General features: G+C 60.6%; 17 protein-coding genes and 1 tRNA gene. 5 read left to right on the forward strand and 13 right to left on the reverse strand.

The genetic code is table 11. The annotated features are described in order from the left end of the window. Window positions 1-25: 25 nt before the first annotated feature. Window positions 26-102, forward strand: a tRNA-Asp gene (locus tag M9890_01370). Window positions 103-301: 199 nt separating this feature from the next. Here M9890_01370 and M9890_01375 read toward each other — a convergent pair. The 3 genes from M9890_01375 to M9890_01385 form a co-directional block, all read right to left on the reverse strand. Continuing rightward, window positions 302-1,597: an MFS transporter gene (locus M9890_01375; protein MCO5175613.1), complete on the reverse strand. Its 1,296-nt coding sequence runs from the start codon at window positions 1,595-1,597 to the stop codon at window positions 302-304. A gap of 138 nt (window positions 1,598-1,735) precedes the next feature. Then, window positions 1,736-2,404: a thiaminase II gene (tenA, locus tag M9890_01380; protein MCO5175614.1), complete on the reverse strand. Its 669-nt coding sequence runs from the start codon at window positions 2,402-2,404 to the stop codon at window positions 1,736-1,738. A gap of 199 nt (window positions 2,405-2,603) precedes the next feature. Beyond that, window positions 2,604-5,735 (reverse strand): glycosyl hydrolase, encoded by a 3,132-nt coding sequence (locus M9890_01385; GenBank protein MCO5175615.1) that lies wholly within the window; start codon window positions 5,733-5,735, stop codon window positions 2,604-2,606. 230 nt (window positions 5,736-5,965) lie between these two features. On the opposite strand from M9890_01385, the gene M9890_01390 reads away from it, so the two are divergent. Continuing rightward, entirely contained in the window at window positions 5,966-7,198 is a 1,233-nt protein-coding gene (locus M9890_01390) for an ATP-grasp domain-containing protein (protein MCO5175616.1), read from the forward strand. 9 nt (window positions 7,199-7,207) lie between these two features. Here the strand turns inward: M9890_01390 and M9890_01395 are convergent, their stop codons facing one another. Beyond that, a complete protein-coding gene (locus tag M9890_01395; protein ID MCO5175617.1) occupies window positions 7,208-7,501 on the reverse strand; it encodes an oxidative damage protection protein in 294 nt (97 codons plus the stop codon). Window positions 7,502-7,641: 140 nt separating this feature from the next. Between M9890_01395 and M9890_01400 the strand changes: the two genes are divergently transcribed. From M9890_01400 to M9890_01410, 3 genes are all read left to right on the forward strand, one after another. Continuing rightward, window positions 7,642-8,478 carry a hypothetical protein gene (locus tag M9890_01400; GenBank protein MCO5175618.1) on the forward strand — a complete coding sequence of 279 codons (837 nt, stop codon included), beginning with the start codon at window positions 7,642-7,644 and terminating at the stop codon, window positions 8,476-8,478. Between the two features lie 52 nt (window positions 8,479-8,530). Then, window positions 8,531-9,817 (forward strand): kynureninase, encoded by a 1,287-nt coding sequence (gene kynU / locus M9890_01405; protein ID MCO5175619.1) that lies wholly within the window; start codon window positions 8,531-8,533, stop codon window positions 9,815-9,817. Window positions 9,818-9,899: 82 nt separating this feature from the next. After that, window positions 9,900-11,171, forward strand: coding sequence for an MFS transporter (locus M9890_01410; protein MCO5175620.1), 1,272 nt, complete (start codon window positions 9,900-9,902; stop codon window positions 11,169-11,171). A 6-nt stretch (window positions 11,172-11,177) separates the two neighbouring features. Here M9890_01410 and M9890_01415 read toward each other — a convergent pair whose 3' ends face one another. The 9 genes from M9890_01415 to ilvC form a co-directional block, all read right to left on the reverse strand. Continuing rightward, window positions 11,178-12,173 carry a PQQ-dependent sugar dehydrogenase gene (locus M9890_01415; protein MCO5175621.1) on the reverse strand — a complete coding sequence of 332 codons (996 nt, stop codon included), beginning with the start codon at window positions 12,171-12,173 and terminating at the stop codon, window positions 11,178-11,180. A gap of 149 nt (window positions 12,174-12,322) precedes the next feature. Beyond that, window positions 12,323-13,303, reverse strand: a complete 981-nt coding sequence (hpt, locus tag M9890_01420) for a hypoxanthine phosphoribosyltransferase (protein MCO5175622.1) — start codon at window positions 13,301-13,303, stop codon at window positions 12,323-12,325. Then, complete coding sequence (locus M9890_01425; GenBank protein ID MCO5175623.1) at window positions 13,300-14,316, reverse strand: phosphatase PAP2 family protein; 1,017 nt, start codon at window positions 14,314-14,316, stop codon at window positions 13,300-13,302. Before M9890_01425 ends, hpt begins: the two co-directional genes overlap by 4 nt. A 16-nt stretch (window positions 14,317-14,332) precedes the next feature. Beyond that, a complete protein-coding gene (locus M9890_01430) occupies window positions 14,333-14,734 on the reverse strand; it encodes a (2Fe-2S) ferredoxin domain-containing protein (protein ID MCO5175624.1) in 402 nt (133 codons plus the stop codon). 177 nt (window positions 14,735-14,911) lie between these two features. Then, window positions 14,912-15,220, reverse strand: a complete 309-nt coding sequence (locus M9890_01435) for a ferredoxin family protein (protein ID MCO5175625.1) — start codon at window positions 15,218-15,220, stop codon at window positions 14,912-14,914. Between the two features lie 46 nt (window positions 15,221-15,266). Continuing rightward, window positions 15,267-16,088, reverse strand: a complete 822-nt coding sequence (locus M9890_01440; protein MCO5175626.1) for a polysaccharide deacetylase — start codon at window positions 16,086-16,088, stop codon at window positions 15,267-15,269. A gap of 32 nt (window positions 16,089-16,120) precedes the next feature. Further along, window positions 16,121-16,804 (reverse strand): chlorite dismutase family protein, encoded by a 684-nt coding sequence (locus tag M9890_01445; protein ID MCO5175627.1) that lies wholly within the window; start codon window positions 16,802-16,804, stop codon window positions 16,121-16,123. A 57-nt stretch (window positions 16,805-16,861) separates the two neighbouring features. Beyond that, window positions 16,862-19,471, reverse strand: coding sequence for an insulinase family protein (locus tag M9890_01450; protein MCO5175628.1), 2,610 nt, complete (start codon window positions 19,469-19,471; stop codon window positions 16,862-16,864). 130 nt (window positions 19,472-19,601) lie between these two features. Continuing rightward, window positions 19,602-20,609, reverse strand: coding sequence for a ketol-acid reductoisomerase (gene ilvC / locus M9890_01455; GenBank protein ID MCO5175629.1), 1,008 nt, complete (start codon window positions 20,607-20,609; stop codon window positions 19,602-19,604). Window positions 20,610-20,688: the final 79 nt, after the last annotated feature.

A 20,688-nucleotide genomic window follows, 5' to 3' on the forward strand; every position in this document is an offset into this window, starting at 1 on the left:
GGCCAGTGTATCCTTCGGGCGCTGTGGAGGCGTGGTGTAGTGGCCTAACATGCAGCCCTGTCAAGGCTGAGATCGCGGGTTCGAATCCCGTCGCTTCCGCCAAGAACACACACGAGACGAGTCGTGTGGAATAACAAAGATTTGGGACGGCTGAGGCATTTCTGCCTCAGCCTTTCTGTTGTCATGCAGTTGCGCGTGCGCTATGCGCAATCCGAATGCACCACACCCGATGAGTTCGGGTTAAATCCGGAGACGGCAGCGGATAAAGAAGTCGTCTGACTCATGAACGGACGCACTGTCCCTATGTCGCCGGGTCGATGCTAGCTCGTGGGCGAGCCTTGTTTTGGCCCTGCGACATCACGACGATTGGCAGGAGCGCGACAGCGGCCAGCGTTCCGCCAAAGATCGACAGCGCGGCGTAGCTGGTCGTCGCGACCATGACGCCGCTCATGACGCCAGCGCCAGCGCCGGACAGCGACACGATCACGTCTATCGAGCCCTGAATCGAGGCGCGCTGGCCGAGCGGTGTCGAGTCCGTGATCATGGCTGTGCCGGCGACGAACCCGAGGTTCCAACCCAGGCCAAGCAGACCGAGCGCAATTGCCAGGGTAGCGACAGAATCAGTCGGCGCGAACGCTGCGACAACGCCGGACAGCGGCAGAATCATCGCCGCCGCAATAATGATCGGCGTTCTACCTAGCCGGTCTAGCAGAAAGCCACTCAGCGGCGATGGCAAATACATCCCAGCAATGTGGACGGCGATGACAAGACCGGTCGCGCTCAATCCATGATGGTGGTCGCGCATGTGGATCGGCGTCATCGTCATGATCGCGACCATGACGATCTGGGTAGCGACCATGACCGCAGCACCCATGGTGAGCCCGCGACGATCGACTCGTCCCATGGACGCGACCGACGACGCTTCACGAGGTGAAACGATGGATTCAAACTTCGGCGCAGACAGCAACGGGTCCGGACGCAGGTAGAGCATCAGGATTCCAGCGGCGATGGAGTAGGCGACGATCGACAACAGGAATGGGCCGGCCAGCTCTGGGATGTTCATCGTTGCGCCAAGATCGCCAAGCGGGCCACTGAGGTTTGGCCCAGCGACAGCGCCAAACGTTGTCGCGACGAGGATGGTGCTGACCGCCTGACCGCGACGCTCGGGACGCGCGAGGTCGGTGCCGGCATACCGTGCCTGCAAGTTCGTCGACATCCCGGAACCGTAGACAATGAGCGATAGGAACAGCAGCAGGATGCTGTCTGACACCGCAGCGAGGATGATGCCCAGGCCACCAATTGCGCCCGCGACATACCCAGCGCTCAAGCCAATCCGCCGACCCGAACGCTGCGACAAGCGACCGATGCCATAGGATGCGATGGCTGCCCCAAGTGTGAAGAATGCGCTGGGCAATCCAGCCAGCCCGGTCGACCCAAGCATGTCTTCGGCAAGGAGCGCGCTGACGGTGACGCCAGCAGCGAGGCCCAGACCGGCAAATATCTGCGACGCCGCGACCACCGTGAGTGTGCGCTTGTAGATGCGCTGGAGTTCGTGAATTACTGATTCACCGGGTTCGCTTGAGGATTCGATCGTCATCGTTGCTCCAAATCAGCACGAAGCAAGACAGTCAAATAACAACGGTTTCAACGAGACTTCACACAGCTCGTCTATCCAGAGAAAAACGCCGAGGGTCGCAATTCATTCCCGCGCCCGTATCTCCTGCGTGGTGCTAGCTTACAGCGGCCATGCTTCGTTGCGGTAGGCAGCGTCCCAGAACATCCACTCGTATCGGCTTGTCGTCAGGAAATGCTGGCGGAGTCGTTCCCTTCGGGAATCGGGCAAGTCGGCAACCGCGTCGTCGAGCATCGCAATCACCGTCTGTACCGGCCCGGCAAACTCGTCGGACGCGTACATTGCGATCCAGCGACTATACAGCTCATTCGGCGAGCCCGATTGCTCAAGCAGCTTGCCGACTTCCCAATAGATCCAGTAACAGGGGAGCAACGCTGTCAGCGCCTCCTCGAACGTGCCGCTCCAGGCGACGCGCACCAGATACGACGTGTAAGCGAGGCAGGTTGGGGACGGTGGTGTCGCATAGACGTCGGCTTCGGAGAGGCCCCAGCCGGCGAAGAAGCCTTCATGCAGCGAGCGCTCGCCAACGAGCATGAACCGTGCGTGCTCTGCAAGCGTCTCCGCCCACGCATCTCGGGGAGCTTTCGCGGCCGTGGCGGCGATGCTACGCGCAAAGTCCTGCAGGTAGATGGCGTCCTGAATCGCATATTGGCGAAACGTCTCGTCGTCAAGCGTCCCGTCCGTGAGGCCTGCAACGAATGGGTGCGCAACAATCGCAGCGTAAATTGAGTCGATCGACGCCCATAGCTCGCTGGTGAATCGTTGAGCCACAGAAGCTATCTCCATCGTTTAGTGGAATGTCGGGAATCACACCGGATCAGACGATTAAGGTCGCGCGAGTTGGTAAGCCCAACAAGCGAACAGTCACCGTAACAAACCGCACGCGAACAGGGCAACACTTGAGACATGTTTTCGTGTCCGGTCTGACGCATGCGTCAGACCGGACACTGAGTCATTCGCGGTGGTTTCGTTACGCGCCGATCGGCGGCAGCTTGGCGTCAGCAATCGCCTTGTTCAGCGCTGCCACATCGTCTGTCAGCGCCCGACGAAGATCGGCTGTCGTCGACTCCAGCTGATCCGCAAGCATGGCGAACACTTCGGTCGCGCCCTGGGTCGGTCGGTCGTCCGACTCATCCGCCATGGAGCTCAGGGCCACCAGTTTCTCGCGGATCGCCGATGCGCCGGGCCGCGGCTTGTCGGCATTGACGTTCTGCAGCATAGCTTCGATGTCATCGAGCCGCTCTTTCAGCGTCGTCGCCTGCTCGTGAACAGTTTCGTTGCCGTCGGTGCGATCGAGCCACGACGCCACCTGCGAACGCACGCCGCGCAGCTGGTCAAGCGACTCGTGGATATGCGAGACCTCGTCGCGGATAGACGTCTTCAGCTCATACTGCGCCTTCAAGGCAGCGAGGTCAGCGTCAATACGCGGGTCGGCGGCCACGTTGAATGTAACCGTCTCGACTGTGTCCCCGACCGTCAGTCGCGCCGAGAAACTGCCGGGGGCGACGCGCGGAGCGAGCGCTGCGTCCATCATCGCCGCGAACCCTGCTGCTGGACCACCACTCTTCATCGCAACGGGTCGCTCACCGCGCAGATCCCAGATCAGGCGATGCGTGCCCGGCTCGGGAATGAGGTGCGGCTTGTCGTCCGTGGAGCTTGAGTAGGTTCGGAGAACGTTCCCGTCGCTATCAAGAATCTCCAGCGACACGTCGCCTTCGGGCTTGTTCTTCAGGTAGTAATGGATGTAGACGCCTTCCTCCGGGTTCGTGCCGGCATCCAGGAACGTCTCTTCCGGTGCACCGCTCGGTGACTCAGTTGCCAAATAGGCGACGGTCACTGGACCAGTCATCTTGTAGTTTGTTGCGCCCGGAGTGCGACCAAACGCACGACCGTAGACGCGAATCCGCGTGGTATCACGCGGCGTGAACAGGACGGCGTCGCGAGCTTCCATGCCTGCTTCGACCTGATAGAGCGGCGAAAGATCGTCCAGCGCCCAGAATGCGCGACCGTGCGTCGCCGCGATCAGGTCGCTGTTTTTGATCGTCAGATCATAAACCGGCACAACCGGAAGATTGGACTGGAACGGCTGCCAGCTATCGCCGCCATCGAAGGAAATGTACAGACCCACCTCGGTGCCGCAGTACAGTAGATCCTTGCGGTTCGGGTCTTCCCGAACGACACGGGTGAAGTCGTCGACCGGGATGCCGTTAGTGACGAGCTTCCAGGATTCGCCGTAGTCCGTCGTCTTGTAGATGTACGGGGCGACGTCGTCGACCTTGTAGCGCGTCGCAGTAACGTAGGCCGTACCTGCGTCGTGTGGTGACGCCTCGATGATCGAGATCATCGCCGGTTGCGGCAGGTCACCGGGCGTCACGTTGTTCCAGTTCTTGCCGCCATCGCGCGAGATGTGGACGAGTCCATCGTCGGAGCCGGTCCAGATGACGCCGGCCTCCTGCGGGGACTCCGCCAGGGCGAAGATCGTGCAGTGAATTTCAGCGCCCGAGTTATCGTGCGTGATCGGTCCACCCGACGGGCCAAGCAGCTCAGGGTTGTTGGTTGTCAGGTCCGGACTGATGACTTCCCAGGTCTCACCTTCGTCCGTCGATTTGTGGACGTGGTTGGAGCACGCGTACAGCACGCTCGGATCATTCGGTGAGAAGTGGATTGGGAATGTCCACTGGAACCGGTACTTCAGGTCCTCTGCTCCGGCACCGAACCCGTGGATCTCCGGCCAGACTGTCACGTTGCGCTTGTGACCGCTCACTGGATTCCAGGCAATCAGGCGACCGTGGCCGAGACCGGTGCCGATGCCACCACCGAACACGCGATGCGGTGGATTCGGGCTCACTGCGATGTAGCCAGACTCGCCACCGCCCGGCTCGACGTAGTCGCTCCAGGTGATGGCACCCTCATGGCCGATGCTCGGCACACGCATCGCCCAGTTATCCTGCTGCGATCCGTAGATGTTGTATGGCGTCTCGTTGTCGGTGGTGACATGATAGAACTGCGCCGTTGGCTGATTGAGAATCGTCGACCAGTGCTGCCCGCCGTCGAAGCTGACGCAGGCACCGCCGTCATTACCCTCGATCAACCGGCTGGAATCGTTCGGGTCGATCCACAGGCCGTGATTGTCACCGTGTGGCGTTGTTATCTGCTCGAACGTCTTACCGCCGTCCGTCGACTTCCAGCAGTTCAGGTTCAGAACCCAAACGGTGTTTTCGTCAGACGGGTCGGCGAAGATGTGCATGTAGTACCACGGTCGGCGTCGAAGGTCGACGTTGTCCGTCAGCTTCGTCCATGTGTTGCCGTAGTCGTCAGAGCGGAACAGACCACCGTTTTCGGCCTCGATCAACGCCCAGACGCGGCCCGCTTTGGCTGGTGACACGGACACACCGATCTTGCCGATAATGTCATCCTCGGGCATCCCCGGAAACCGCGTAACGTCTTCCCAGGTATCCCCGCCATCCATCGACCGCCAGAGACCACTATCCTCGCCGCCGCTCACCATCGTGTGTGGATACCGCTGCGCCTGCCACATCGCCGCGAAGATGACGCGCGGGTTCGATGCGTCCAGCGAAATGTCATGACACCCAGCGCGGTCGCTCTTGTAGAGAATCTTCTCCCAGGACGCGCCGCCGTCCTTCGATCGATAAACACCGCGTTCCTCGTTCGGGCCCCAGGTATGACCGAGCGCAGCAACGTACACGAGATCGGCGTTCGTTGGATGCACCTCAATGTCGCCGATGTGCCGCGTGTCCTTCAGGCCCAAATTCGTCCAGGTGTGGCCGTTGTCGGTGGACTTGTAGACGCCATCACCGTGCGAGACATTGCTACGAATTTCGGTCTCGCCGGTGCCGACGTAGATCACATTTGGGTCGGCGACTGGAACGTTGATTGAGCCAACCGCCGCCGTCTTGAAGAATCCGTCCGAGATGTTCTGCCAATGTGAGCCGCCATTTGTCGTTTTCCAGACCCCTCCGGCGCAGGCCCCGAAATAGAACGTGCCTGGTTCGTTTGGATGCCCTGCGACCGCGACTACGCGACCGCCGCGATGCGGCCCGACTTCGCGCCAGCGAAGAGACTGAATCAGCTTCTCATTCATTCTTGCCCCTCAAATCTCCAAGTCAGCCGGTGAATCTGCGTTCCGTGCAGCCCGACGAGGCAATTGTCCATAGATAGATGCTTTGGTCAATTCATCGCTCCGCGATGCGTTTTGCGCGATTTGCCTGGCAGTGGCGGTAAACTCAGTGTGGTGCAACGATTCGTTGTGATCCGAAGAACAGGCAGGCAATGTCAACTCCAACACACGAGACTCCTCGCGTCATGTTGCTGATGTCACCCAAGACATATCGCGCGGGAGCGTTCCTGTCCGCAGCCGAAACCCTTGGCATTGACGTGATCTCCGTCGTTGACATGCCCCAGGCGCTGCGCGAGTACTGGCATGCGGAACTGGCAGTCAGCTTCGCCAACATCGAGCAAGCGTTCCCGGATGTCGTTCGGCTCGCTCGCGAAAAGCATGTCGATGCGCTGCTGTCGGTCGACGACGCCGCAACGGAGCTCGCAGCGCTGGGTGCGCGCGAGCTCGGCTTCTCGCACAATTCGCCACAGGCGGCCATTGCAGCTCGCGACAAGCTCGTGATGCGCGACATGCTCGCCGCCGCCGGCGTGAAGTGTCCGTGGTACCGGGTATTCTCGGCAGACACTGATCCGTACGTGATCGCCGATTCTGTGCCCTTTCCGTGCGTTATCAAGCCGCTCCGTCTATCAGGTAGCCGTGGCGTCATTCGAGCAGATAACCCGGACGAGCTGGCTAAGGCGTTTGCGCGGACGATTGCGATCACCGCCGACGACACCGGGGACGACGAGGAAATTGAGGTACTGATCGAGGAGTACATCCCTGGCGTTGAAGTCGCGCTCGAGGGTCTGATTACCGACGGTGAATTGCACGTCCTCGCGCTCTTCGACAAGCCCGATCCGCTGGTCGGTCCATTCTTCGAAGAGACGATCTACGTCACACCCTCCCGGCTATCGGCAAGCGAGCAAGCGCTTATCCGCAGTGAGACGGTTGCGGCTGCTGCTGCGCTCGGCCTGCGCCACGGCCCGATCCACGCTGAGCTGCGTATCAATGAGGTTGGCGCATGGCTCGTCGAGATCGCCGGTCGATCGATCGGCGGACTGTGTTCGACCATTCTGTCGTTCGGCGCGGGCATGAGCCTGGAAGAGATCATCCTGCGTCATGCCGTTGGAATGACTATTCCGTCGATGGACCGGGTCGGAGGGGCTGTCGGCGTCATGATGATCCCGATTCCGGCGAAGGGCGTGCTGCGCGCGGTCGACGACGTCGATGCCGCAACAGCGATACCCGGCGTCACCGGCATAGAAATCACGGCTCCGCTAAACTACCCGATTGAGCCATTACCGGAGGGCGCAAGCTATCTGGGATTCATCTTTGCAAAGGGAGAGTCACCGGCAGCCGTTGAGGCAACGCTGCGCGAAGCGCACGAGCGCCTGCGGATACAGATTGACGCAGTCGTGTCGATGTCCTCGCCAGCGGCGAGGAGGTGAGGCTGGCTGCTATTTCTTGCGGGGTGCGCCGCCCTTGGCCGGTGCACCAGCGCCCGGTGCGACCCAGCCGTCTGGCAACTGCGCATCGGCACCGAAGAAGAACTCTTCCATCTCCTTGCGCAGCAGCTTGCGGGTATCAGGATCGGCAGGGTACAAGCCATAATGATTGATCATGATCGTCGCGTGCTGGGTCCAGAGACGATATGCCTCTTCTGACACGTTCTCAAAGATTCGCAACCCCAGCGGGCCGGGAAATGGTGGGGCCTCAAGACCCGGAAGCTCTCGACCAAGCTTCACACACATCACCATTCGAGGCATCTGTTCCTCCAAGCCAGCTCGGGATACCGCAATCATCGAATCGCGGCTGCGACCAGTCCGCATCATCGCTAACTCTATCACTCAATGATGATCTTGCTCACGCTCCGCGAATGATTATGTTCGGCATGCACTGCGTGTTCACGCACGGGGTTCTGGCAGCCAGCGTGGCTGCAGGAATAGCGCCAATTGCGCTTCTGACCTCCGGGCCGCCAGGGATCGACGCGCCGATCGAACGCGTGCGACCGCTGACATCAATACCAACTGTTGGTACCACCGAGCCAATCCCGTCGGTCCGAACGTTCTGGATCGACAAGCCTGGATCAGCAAGCACATTGCAGCTTATTAGGTCGCTCGAACCGGACGTGATCGCTGTCGCCTGTTTCCCACATCGTATCCCTCACCGAACGGTGAGGCTCGCACGCTTCGGCGGCCTGAACGTCCATCCCAGCCCCCTCCCGGTCGGGCGCGGCCCAGATCCGTTGTTCTGGACCTTTCGTCGAGGCGATGGCAATGCTGCAGTATCGATACATGCCCTCACCGGCGAGTTCGATGCTGGTGCAATCTACGCCCAGCAGCCCCTCACGTATCAGCCTGGAATCCGTGAGAACGAACTGGATGCCAATCTGGCGCAGGTCGGCGGAACGCTGCTCGCCGATGTCATCACACACTTGATGAATGGCACAGCTCAGCCATCCGTGCAGGATGATGAATACGCCACTTACGAGCCGCTACCACGCGCCGACGACTATGTCGTCTCCAACACCGAACCAGTCGAGCGAGCGTACACGTTCATCCGCGGCATCGCCGGACGTGGCTACGCGATCACGATCAGGACGGATCGCGGCAGCGAGACCGTCAGCGATGCGCTCGCTTATGATTGCCGCACTGACTCAAACCGCGAAGCAGTGACCGGCGAAGACTGGATTCAGTTCGCTGACGGCTGGCTCCGCGTGCTCCGATGACGCAGCCAGATACGGCGAGACAGCAAGTTTCAGATAACCTGCGGAGGATTGAGTGAACGACACACGCGATCGAAGCCACGCCGAAGCTCTTGACGAGCACGATCCCCTCGCCGCATTTCGCGAGCGATTCTACGTCCAGCCCGGCCAGATCTACATGGACGGCAATTCGCTCGGCTTGTTGTCACGCGACGCGGAAGCAGCTGTAATCAATGCGCTCGACGAATGGAAGACACTCGGAATCAATGGCTGGATGTCGGCCCAACCGCCGTGGCTGACACTCGGCGAAGAGCTCGGACGCCGCCAGGCAGCCATGTTCGGCGCTGAACCGGACGAGATCGTTGTGACCGGGTCAATCACAAACAACATCCATGCGCTCGTCGCGAGCTTCTATCAACCCACACATGAACGCCGCAAGATCGTCGCGACCTCGCTCGACTTCCCGTCGGATATTTATGCCCTGCAAGCCCACATTCGCCTGCACGGCGGCGATGAGCAGGCAGACCTCGCCCTGGTTCCCAGTCGCGACGGTCGGACGATCGACGAAGACGACGTCATCGCGGCCCTGCAGCCGGACGTCGCGCTGGCTCTGCTGCCCAGCGTCCTGTATCGCAGCGGGCAGCTACTCGACATGGAACGCGTGACTGCAGCAGCGCGCGAGCGCGGCATTCCACTGGGCTGGGACTGCGCCCATTCAGCCGGCATCGTCCCGCACAAGCTCTCAGCCTGGGGCGTCGATTTCGCCATGTGGTGCAACTATAAATATCTGAATGCTGGCCCTGGAAGTGTCGGTTCGCTCTACGTCAATCAGCGTCACTTCGATCGACTGCCCGCCCTGCCTGGCTGGTGGGGCTACCAGCGTCAGCGCCAGTTCGACATGCTCTTCGACTTCGAAGCGGCTGACGGTGCGGCCGGCTGGCAGATCAGCACCATCGGCGTACTCAGCGCGGCTCCGCTGATCGGTGCACTCGACATTCACAACGAAGCGGGTATCGAGCGCATCCGAACGAAGTCACTGGCACTCACCGGGTATCTGATGGACCTGATGCGATCACGCGGCATGCTCGGAGAAGCGACCGGGTACGCCATCGGCACGCCAGACCCGTCAATGGGACGGGGCGGACACGTTGCGCTCGAGCATCCTGAAGCGACGAAGATCATCAAGGCGCTGAAAGCACGCGGCGTTACACCCGACTTCCGGCCACCGAATGTGATTCGCCTCGCGCCCATCCCACTGTACACGTCATTTGTCGATGTCTGGGAGACCGTTCGCCATCTGGAGGAAATCGTATCGACCGGAGAATTCAAGCAGTATGAGGACGGGCGCGACCTGGTCGCCTGATCTGCCGCCTCGACCCGTCTAGTACAATCGCGGACGGCTTGGCGGGGGCGGGCCGAGATGGACATCGACATGGAGCGTTCTCATGCGGCTCGCGAGCGAGATAGAACTCGAGCACGTCGGACAACGCATCCTGTTCAGACTTCCGGTTGCGATCTGGTCGATGCTCCTGACCGCGTTCGCGATGAGCCTCGGCTTCTTCATGCTCATTCCCCTCGTCTCGGTCTACTACACCGAGTCGCTCGGATTCACCGCAGCGATGGTTGGTCTGGCGCTCGCTGTACGTCAGTTTTCCCAGCAGGGGTTGATGCTCGTTACCGGCACGCTCGCCGAGCGCGTTGGGTATCGACCAGTGCTGGCAATTGGCATGATGATCCGCTCAACCGGGTTTGTCATGTTCGTCGTGGCTAGCGACCTGCCGCGCTTGCTGGTCGCTTCGTTCATTGCAGCGTTGGGTGGCGCATTCTTCGAGGTGAGCGCGCGGGCGCTGATGGCGACGCTGGTGCCGCCCGAGAACCGCACGCAAGGATTCGCGATGTGGTCGCTGGCGTCGAATGTCGGCCTGGCGCTCGGCCCGGTCATCGGCTCATTGCTCATCAAGACCAGCTTTTCGGCGGTCTGTCTTGCCGCGTCGGTCATGTACGTCTTCGGAGCGGTGAGCACGCTGTTGCTCATTCCTTCCGGCAACAGGTCACGAGTCGGCGTCGTTCGGCCACCGGGTCTCGTCAAGACGATCGGCGTGGTGGCTGCTGACCGCACATTCGTCATCTTCTGTGCGATCATGAGTGGTTACTACTTGCTGAATACCCAGCTCTACATCACCGTCCCACTCGAAACGCAGCGCCTGACTGGATCGACGAGCAAGCTCGGGATCATCTATCTGGTCAATTCGCTCGTCGCGATCAGCCTGCAATTCCCGCTGATCAAGCTGGCGTCGAAGCGCCTCGGCTCGCTACAGATCATCGTCACGGGAGTGGCGGTTCTTGGTGTTGCGCTCTGCGGGATTGGGCTCGGCGCAGGGTTCCCGATGGTCATCGCAAGCGTCGCGCTGATCGCCGTCTCGCGGGTGTTGGTTGAGCCAGTCGTCAACACGAGCGTCGCCGGCATCGCCGCCAAGGGTGGTGACGGTATGCTGGCCAGCTACTTTGGCTTCGCGGCGCTTTCAATCGCCATTGGCGGATCGGTTGGGCAACTGCTTGGCGGCTGGCTCTACGATCTTGCCGGCGACCTCAGTCGCCCATCGCTGCCATGGTTCGTGTTCGGTGCAATTGGCGCAGTCGTCACTGTGTCGCTCGCCGTCTACGCACGGTCTGCCGGCGCGACGCGTCTTGAGATCGCTGAGCCCGCCACCGCGTAAACGCAGCTATTCGCCAGCGACGCTGAGGCGGAAGATGCGGCCACCCGAATCGTCGGAGATCAGCACGCTGCCGTCCGGTATTTGCAGTACATCGACTGGCCGCCCCCAGGCGTCACCGTCATCGAGTAGAAAGCCGCTGACCAGATCGGTCACTTCGCCTGTCGGCGATCCATCTTTGAAGACAACGCGCACGACCTTGTAGCCGGTCGGTTCGCTGCGGTTCCACGAACCGTGGAACGCAATGAGCGCATCGCCATCAAGAGACCCGTCGAGCGCATGTGCATCGAGGAAGGTCAGTCCGAGCGGGGCCGAATGCGCCTGCATTTCGACCGCTGGAGGGACAGCGTTCTGGCAGCCCGCATCACCACCAAAGTCCGGGTCGACGATGTCACCGGCGTGACAACGCGGCCAGCCGAAATCCGCGCCGTCCGTTATCAGGTTGAGTGTTTCAGGCGGCACGTCATCACCCAGCATGTCGCGGCCATTGTTCGTCGCCCAAAGCTGGCCGCCGGCGTCAAACGCCAGGCCAACTGCATTGCGCAGTCCAACAGCGACGATCTCACCGCCAGTGCCGTCCGCGTTGTAGCGACTGACCGTCGCGCGAATCGCCTCGTCCTCCCAGCATACATTGCAAGACGAACCAACGGCCAGGTACAGCATCCCATCCGGTCCGAAGACAATCGTGCGCGACCAGTGGCCACCGGTCGGCAAGTCGGCAATCACAACCTTAGGCTGCTCGTAGAGACCATCGCCGTCATCATCGCTGACTCGGACGATCTGGTCAGTTTCGGCCACATAGAGATAGCCATCATGAAAGGCGATGCTGTGCGGCGCATTCAGGCGGTTCAGCACGACTTCCGGCGTATCAGCCACGCCATCCGAATCCGCATCGACGAGCCGCACCACGCGCCCACCAGCGCGGTCGGCAACATACACAACTCCGGCACCGTCCAGTGCCATGAAACGCGGCGCGCCCAGTCCTTCAGCAAACACTGACAGCATGAGGCCAGCGGGTACGTTGACATGATGACCGAGTATCTCGTTGGGAGTTGGGCTAGCAGATGGTGTTGAGGATGGCCGTTCCTGATCGCGGCCCGCCGAACATGCCGCAATGACTGCGGCGATGCACAGCAGGACCACGAAGCGACGTATCATCTGCCGGCTGGTTCTGTGGTGTGGAACGTGTTGGTCTGGAGAATGGATTCATCCTCGTAGGCCGAGCGCCTCAGCACACAAATGAATGGTAGATTGCGATGCAGCTCGCGGTGATCCAGTCCGTACCCAACGACATACTCATTGGGAATATCGAATCCCACATATCGTAGATCAACCGGGACGATCCGTCGTTCCGACTTGTCGAGCAAGGCGCAGACATCGAGGCTGGCCGGTTCTTGCGAGCGCAAGTACTCCAACACGAAGTCCATCGTGAAGCCAGTGTTGACGATGTCTTCGATCAACAAGACATGTCGCCCGCGAATATCAATGTCCAGCGATCGGTCGAAGTGAATGCCCTCCGGCGAGTCGTCCGGCAAGGCGACCGACAGGTAATCGATGACCAGCGGTCGGGTGATCGCTCGCGCCAGGTCGGCCAGAAAGAACGTCACACCTTTCAGCAATCCGACGAGGACGAGCGATTCACCAGCGTAGTCAGCCGAGATCTGCGCGCCGAGCTCCTGAACGCGCCGCTGTATCTCCGACTGCGAGAGCAGGACGCGCTCGATTTCGTCTTCTGACAGCGACGTGATGTCGACCGCACCGTAGCCGAATCGCGCCAGCAGCTCGTGAAAACCCTTGCGGTTGAGCAGCACAACGTTGGTCGATGGGTAGAGTTCCTTCAATCGCCGAATCTTGCGGTTCTTCCGCGTCACCAGCGACTGCTTCATAGTGGTCAGCTCGACAAACAGATCCTGCTCGGGAAGGTAGAAGTCGGGGGTGAACATCTGGGCGACCCGCCCATTGCGCCAGCGGAGGGCAAACGACTTTGGTTCGTATTGCCAACGAATCCGGTAGAAGTCCAGAAACGCAGCGAAGTCAGCTTCGGCAGGGTGGACAAACGGGGCGAGGTCATCCGGATCATTCGTGTGTTCGCCGTCTACCTGCTCAATATCGTCCTGGTGCTCATCATCGGTCAATGACTCGGTCCCAATCCTTCGGCTCCGACAGGTACGTGTGGGATCAGCGGCGCTGTTCGTCGATTGACCATCTGGAAAATTGGAGCAGTGACGGTCAGCCAGCGTCCTGAGTACACGTACGCGTAGGTTGCGATCGCCGCGCCGATCAGCGTGTCGATCACGTAATGCTCACCAGTGTAGACCAGTGAGAAGGCCATGAGGATGGAATAGATGAACATAGGCACGGATACCTTCCAGCCCGCGCGCAAGCTGAATAGGAAGACGAGGAACGTGATCGCCGAATGCAGCGATGGCATTGCTGCGACCGGATTCGGGTCGCCCAGCGCGCTATAGGTCCGGTCATAAAGCGACGAGTTGATCTGTCGACCGACGTTCGCCATCACCCGAAAGATGTCTTGCTGCGGCGCGCGATCCGCCGTCAGCCATGGCGGAGCTGCGGGTGACAGGAAATAGACCATCAGCCCAATGCCGAGTGTAATAACCGTGGCGATGAGATAGCGGCGATAGTGATCAGGCGCTTTCCGCCACATGATGATCGCCGCGACGTGCGGCACGAAGAAATAGGACCAGTGAATGAACGTTGTCGCGTAGTCGTACCAGTGGATATGAACTGGATCGAATAGTCGCTCCTGCAACCAGATCGTGGGAATTCGGCCATCAAAGAGTGCTCGTTCAATTGCGGTTACTTGTGTCGTACGCAGCTGCACACCCGTTTCGTCGGCGAGCGACCGCAAGAGGGTGAAGATCAACCAGGCTGCGCCGTACGGAAGGAACGCACCGGCATAGGCGCGAAAGCGCGAGATCGGCACGGCGATGATCGCGGCAGTAACCGCCGCACCCCAACCAATGAACGACGGGTTGAAGAGCAGGATTGCGGAAACGACGACAATCGCGATCCCGATACGAATGAGGATGTTCTGGTGGTCGCTGGCCCAACGTCGCAAGCGCATGCCACCGCTCGCTTTCGGAGCAGGTGAAACGGGTGGCTCGCGCTGCGGTTCCAGATCGCTCAACAACACCTACCCGACGTCAGTCAACCGGCGGTGATAGCTCAATACGATAGCGCTGCAGAGCCTTCGACGTTACGGTGATCGTGGGCACACCATCGGCTTCCTTGCGCGCGATGAACCCACGACGGGCCTGCTCCGTAAGCCACGCTTCGTCGTACCCGTGCGTAGCCATCAGCGCTTCGAAGTCCACACGGACCATCGTCGGCCCATCAGCCGTCGCTTCGCGATAGAAGCGTTCACGAGCGGCCTCCTCCGGCGTCTCCGGGGAGAGAACCAGGCGCTCGACAACCTCGCCGCCCTCAAGGTGGCGGATGATGTCGGGCAGATCTGCAGTTGTGACGTGACTATAGATGATTCCGTCGGGGTAGACGACTATATTTGGTCCGATGTCGCACAGTTCGATTGAGTCGCACGTGTTCACCATGACATCATGATCGAGGCCGCGACGTTTGCATTCAATGCGCAGTCGCCCTGCGACGTTCATCGCTCCCTTTTGCATGCAGTGTTGCGCTGTGCAAACCAGGACGTGCTTGCGGCTCCAGTACATATGCGCTCCGTTCTCCGGGCTTTTCCCGCCGCGGCTGCCGTGCGAGCGCGGTTAGCCGAAGCGGTACTGAATCCCAAACCCACCGCGCGGGTAGGTCCACTCGATATTGTCGAACTCGTTACAGACAATGCGGCAAGTACCGCACTCTACGCAGCCTTCGTATGAGAACAGGACCGTTCCATCGGGCTGTGGCGCATAGCATGCAGCCGGGCAGCAGTTGATGCACTGCTGGCGTTCGCACTGCAAGCACTGACGCGAATCGATGATCCGTATATGTGCGCGCGTCGGATCGACTGAATAGGAGTCGATGCTCAGCTTCTTTTCGAGCCCGACGCGATCCTGAATTCCGTCTATAACCACGCTGACTCCGTGTCGCTCGGTGAGTCAAATGCCTGCCGGAATCGTATCACTGACCGACCGACGCCCCGGAACCGTGCGTCGACCGCCAGTAGTCCGCAACTTCGCCAGCACTGGCAAACCAGACATTCGGATAGCCGCGAATAAACTCGATGAGCCGACCGAGCATCTGTAATCTGCCCGGTCGGCCAATGATCTGCGGGTGCATCGTCAGGTTGAAGAGTCCGCCTTGCAAGTAGATGCCGTCGAACTCTTCGGTCCATGCCTGATAGACGTTCTGCGCGCTGCTGATCGGACGTGGTCGACCACCGCCGTAGAGGAAGAACGGCGCATCGTCGAGCAGCCACTGCACCGGCAGTTCGACAATATCGGCTTCCTCATGAACCCAGGGGCGGAAGTCGCTCATCAGGTTCGATGAGTAACTGAAGCCATATTCCTTAAGCAACGCCAGCGTGTTCGCGGAGAACTCCCAGGCGGGCGATCGATAGCCGCGCGGTGGCGCACCAGTGATCGCCTCAAGCGCATTGATGCCTTTCAAGAGCACCTCGCGCTCGTCTTCGAGTGAGAGGTTGGTTGCATGCTCGTGGATCCAGCCGTGGTGACCCAGCTCGTGACCGGCCGCATGAACCTGCTCGATGATGTCGCGATGGTTCTCGGCGGTCCAGCCCGGGACGAAGAACGTGCCCGGCAGGCCCGCGTGCTCCAGCAACTCGAGAATGAGCGGCACCGCCACTTTCGCGCCGTATGTGCCCTGCGATAGCAGGCCAGGGAGCGAAAGCTTGGACATATCACCGGAAACCCAGAGTGTCTCTGCGTCGACGTCGAACGTCAGCGTAACGACACACTGGACCTCGTCTGGCCAGATACCCACACGCAACTCCTCGTTGTCGGGCAAATCGTCACCTAGCCCAGGTCGGCCAACGCCTCGTGCGGGTCCTTGAGGACACCGAGGAAGATCGGCGTATCGGACTTGGTGTACGGGCGTGACGCTGCCGGGCGGAGATACTCGACCATTCGGACCATCTCGCCGACGTCATCACCCTCGAAGGCGACCACGAACTCCCAGTCGCTGATGCCGAACGATGACACCGTGTTGGTCTGAATGTCAGGATACTCCCGCCCCATCCGACCATGCTCAGCCATAGCCGAGCGTCGCTCCTCAAACGGCACCTGGTACCACTCGTGCGTCTTGACGAACGGATACATCGACAGATAGCGCTTCGGCGCAAGACCACGCACGAACGCCGGGGCATGGTCGCTGGTGTACTTCGAGCCAAGCGACACACTCGGGTACGAGTGCTGGAGCGTCAAATAGTTACCGAGCGCCGAATCGCGGACTGCAATCGAGAAGCACTGCAGAGCGTCGAAATCATCGCTGATGCCCCACAGAATCAGATCGCTGTCCGGTCGCAGCCCAACGGTCGAATACACACCGCGCAACGTGACGCCCTTGCTCGGTGCTTCATGAAGCAGCGCAACAAACGCATCGCGCGCGGTGCTGCGATCGCTTTCGCTCAACTTTCGCCAGGCCGGATCGACCTGATACACCCAGAAGTTTACGTATGTCGTCCTACTCTGCTCGCTCATGTCCCCTTAGTTTCACTAAGCCTCATGACCAGATCGATTATGCCACCACGCAATCGGTTACTCTTCGGGGCCGACAACAACGACTTGCAGTGCATCTGGCAAGATGTGCTGCCGGGCAGCACGGACGATGTCGTCTGCGGTCAAAGAACGCACAATCGCGCGGTAGCGTTGCAGATAATCCAGCCCAAGATCGTGGAAACCAATGTCAGCAAGCACCGCCGCGACACTTCCGGCCGTTTCGAGCCCGAGCGGCAGGGAGCCGGTGACAAACGAGACGGCGTCAGTCATCTCTCGGTCTGTCGGACCGTCGGACAGGTAGCCGCGCAGCTCGGCTAAAATCGCCTCAATGGCGCGTTCAACGTTGGCAGGGTTCACGCCGGCACGCGCGCTCCATATGCCTGAGAGGCTACCGGCCTCCAAGCCGGAGTACGCGTAATACGCCATGCCTTGCCGCTCACGGACTGACTCCCCTATCCGCCCCATCAGACCGAGTCGTCCGAAGATCAGGTTGGCAATGTTCAGTGCGTAATAGTCAGGGTCAGCGCGATTGATGGACAGCAGACCGATCGCAATATCGGCCTGCGTCTTGCCGGCAATCGAAGCGTTATGTCGTGAAGGCTGACCCGGAGTTGCTACTGTTGGGCCCTCTTGAATTGACGACTGCCCCGACCAGCCACCCAGATACTTCGACGCGAGCTCCACAGCCCGATCGTGGCTGATGCCACCTCCGACTGCGACCAGACTTCCGGCAGCGCCAACCGTGCGCGCATGCCAGCCAACGAGGTCTGTCCGCGAGATCGCCTCGACCGACTCCTCGGATCCGGAAACACGCTCTCTGTAAGGATGCCCTTCAGGGAAGAGCACGCCTCGAAGCATATGGTCGGCCTCGGCACGCGTGTCGTTCCGCGACCGACGCAGGCCTGATAGGATCTGGCCGCGAACGATTGACACCTGATCGTCTGGAAATTGTGGGTCCAGCAGCGTCGTGGCAGCGATCTCAAAGACACGCTCGACGTCTTCCGGCAGACACGTCAGCACGAGATCCAGCGCTTCGCGTCCGACTGCTGCCGAGACAGATGCTCCCAGGCCGTCAAGTTCCTCGGCAAGTTCATCAAGCGTCTTGCCTCCGCTTCCTCGCGTGAGCATGTCGGCAGCGAAGCGGGCAATCCCGGGTTGACTCCCGTCGTGGGAGCTACCGCCGGGCACGCGGATTCGGGCAACAACCGGCTGCTCTGCCGGCTGGTCGTCCAGCGTCAGCACGCGCACGCCATTCGGCATGCGCGTTTCTCTCGCAGCAGGCATCGTCGAGTCGAGTCCGAGATCATTGGCGTCCGGGACGTATCCAGCTGGCGCGCTGCCGACCGAAGCGCTGGCTGGCTGGCCGCTTGCATCGCTCGGAATGAGCCATCCGGTTGTCCGATGGTTTGGCACAAGCCAGGTCGCAGCTGCGCGTTGCAACTCTTCCGGCGTCACGGCGAGCATCGCATCCAGCAAGTCGTCCGGCGTCATTTCGGGGGCAACGACTGCCAGCGCGCCGAGCAGGTACGCCTTGCTGGATGCGCTCTGTTGGGAATAGACGAACTGCGCCCGGATCTGCTTCCGGACACGCTCCAACTCGGTAGTGCCGACCGGCTCGTCAACCAGACGTTGAACTTCCGCATTGAGGATCGACTCAACCTGGTCGGCGTCGGAATCAGGGCTCAGCGTCGCCGAAACTCCGAAGATGTACGGATCGATCGAGAGCGACATCGACGCTCCGGCACCAGACGCCAACCCCTTGGCGACCAGCGCTCGGTAGAGTCGCGACGACCGCCCCATCGCGGCACCGCCGCCGAAGCTGAACGGCTTACCGCCGGACAACACAGCTTCCGCGACGAGCAGCGCCGGTGTATCGACGTGCGCCGCTTCCGGCGCGCGGTATACGATCTGCACAACGCGATTCGGTGCGGGTCGGTGCACCTGCACCCGCCGCTCGCCGTATTGTGGCGGCTCGATCGTGCGCACCATCGGGACTTCTTCGCCCCGTGGGATATCGCCAAACGCCGCCTCAATGCGATCGAGCGCTTCATCAGCAGGCAACGCGCCAACGATGACAACGACCGCGTTGTTCGGCGCGTAATAGCGTCGATAGTGTGCGTAGAGATCCTCGCGGGTGATCGCCTGCAGGTCCGAGATGTGGCCGATCACGCCATTGCCGTACGGGTGCGCGCGAAATGCTGCACCGGCAATCTCTTCGGAAAGCAGGAAACCGGGGTTGTTCTCGTTGCCCTGCCGTTCGGAGATGATGACGGTGCGCTCGCTCGCGACCTCGTCCGCCGAGATACGCGAATTGACCATGCGGTCCGATTCGATCTCCAGCCCAACATCGAGCTTGTCGATCGGTAGCGTTTCGTAATAGGCGGTGTAATCGAGCCAGGTGAAGCCATTGATCGCACCACCGTTTGCCGTGATCGTGCGGAAGATCTCACCCGGCCCGATCTTGTCGGTTCCCTTGAACTGCATGTGCTCAAGCCAGTGCGAGATTCCGGTGATTCCGGCAACCTCGTTACGGCCGCCGACGCGATACCAGACCCACAGAGAGGCAATCGGCGCGCCCGTCTGTTGCCGTGCAATGGCGGTCAGTCCGTTGGGCAACACGCGTTGCAGCGTCGAATCTCCGTGAGTCATGTCATCTCCTCTATGGCGCATCTGCAGCGGTGGCAAGTCAGTTTCATAGCGCGAGTATAGAACTCGGGACACAAAGAGAGGGCATCCGGGTGGATGCCCTCTGGAACCGTCAGTTGCCGATCAAGATCGATCAGGACGGAATGGTCTTCTTTGGCAGCCAGGTCATCATGCCGCGCAGCTCTTCGCCGACCTGCTCGATCTGATGGCCGGTGGCGTTGGAGCGCAGCTTCATGAAGTTGCCGCGACCCGCCTCGTTCTCGGCAATCCACTCATTGGCGAATTCACCCGACTGGATATCGCCCAGAATCTGCTCCATCGTTGCGCGGACGCGATCGTCGATCACGCGCGGGCCAGAGACGTAGTCGCCGTACTCCGCCGTGTCAGATACCGAGTAGCGCATGTACTTGATGCCGCCCTGATACATCAGGTCGACGATCAACTTCAGCTCGTGCAGCACTTCAAAGTAGGCGATCTGCGGCTGATAGCCGGCATTTACGAGCGTCTCGAAGGCAGTCGTCACCAGCGAAGACACGCCACCGCAGAGAACAACCTGCTCGCCGAAGAGATCGGTCTCGGTCTCTTCCTTGAATGTCGTCTCGATCACGCCGGCCTTGGTGCTGCCGATGCCGCTCGCGTATGCGAGCGCGACGTCCTTGGCACTTCCCGAGAAATCCTGATGGATGGCGATCAGTGCCGGGATGCCGACGCCTTCGACATAGGTGTCGCGCAGGATATGTCCAGGACCCTTTGGCGCGATCATGGCGACGTCGATGTTCTCGGGCGGCGAGATGTGGCCGAAGTGGATGTTGAAGCCGTGGGCGAACATCAGCATGTTGCCATCCTGGAGGTTCGGTGCGATGGCTTCGTTGTACAGCTTCTTCTGAATATGATCCGGTACCAGGATCATGATGACATCAGCCTCGGCGGCCGCGTCGGCGACCGACATGACCTTGAGGCCGTCTTCTTCGGCCTTCTTCCACGAGCGGCTGCCGTCATACAGGCCGACGCGTACGTCGTAACCGGACTCATGCAGGTTCAGCGCGTGCGCGTGCCCCTGACTGCCGTAACCCATGACCGCGATCTTGCGGTCGCGAAGCGCGTCTGCGTTCGCATCCGCCTCGTAATAAATGGTCGCCACCGATCTGCCCGTTCCTTCCCAACCCTGTTCACTGCGGTGCACTCGCAACCGCTCTTTCGCCCCTGTATCCGCGTACTGT

The organism is Thermomicrobiales bacterium (assembly GCA_023954495.1).
Classification (GTDB): domain Bacteria; phylum Chloroflexota; class Chloroflexia; order Thermomicrobiales; family CFX8; genus JAMLIA01.

Coding starts and splice junctions, on each gene's coding strand:
- M9890_01410 (MCO5175620.1), top strand. CDS start 9,900: ATGCGGCTCGCGAGCGAGATAGAACTCGAGCACGTCGGACAACGCATC.
- M9890_01395 (MCO5175617.1), bottom strand. CDS start 7,501: ATGTGTGTGAAGCTTGGTCGAGAGCTTCCGGGTCTTGAGGCCCCACCA.
- M9890_01445 (MCO5175627.1), bottom strand. CDS start 16,804: ATGAGCGAGCAGAGTAGGACGACATACGTAAACTTCTGGGTGTATCAG.
- M9890_01375 (MCO5175613.1), bottom strand. CDS start 1,597: ATGACGATCGAATCCTCAAGCGAACCCGGTGAATCAGTAATTCACGAA.
- M9890_01385 (MCO5175615.1), bottom strand. CDS start 5,735: ATGAATGAGAAGCTGATTCAGTCTCTTCGCTGGCGCGAAGTCGGGCCG.
- M9890_01450 (MCO5175628.1), bottom strand. CDS start 19,471: ATGACTCACGGAGATTCGACGCTGCAACGCGTGTTGCCCAACGGACTG.
- M9890_01390 (MCO5175616.1), top strand. CDS start 5,966: ATGTCACCCAAGACATATCGCGCGGGAGCGTTCCTGTCCGCAGCCGAA.
- M9890_01415 (MCO5175621.1), bottom strand. CDS start 12,173: ATGCTGTCAGTGTTTGCTGAAGGACTGGGCGCGCCGCGTTTCATGGCA.
- M9890_01400 (MCO5175618.1), top strand. CDS start 7,642: ATGCACTGCGTGTTCACGCACGGGGTTCTGGCAGCCAGCGTGGCTGCA.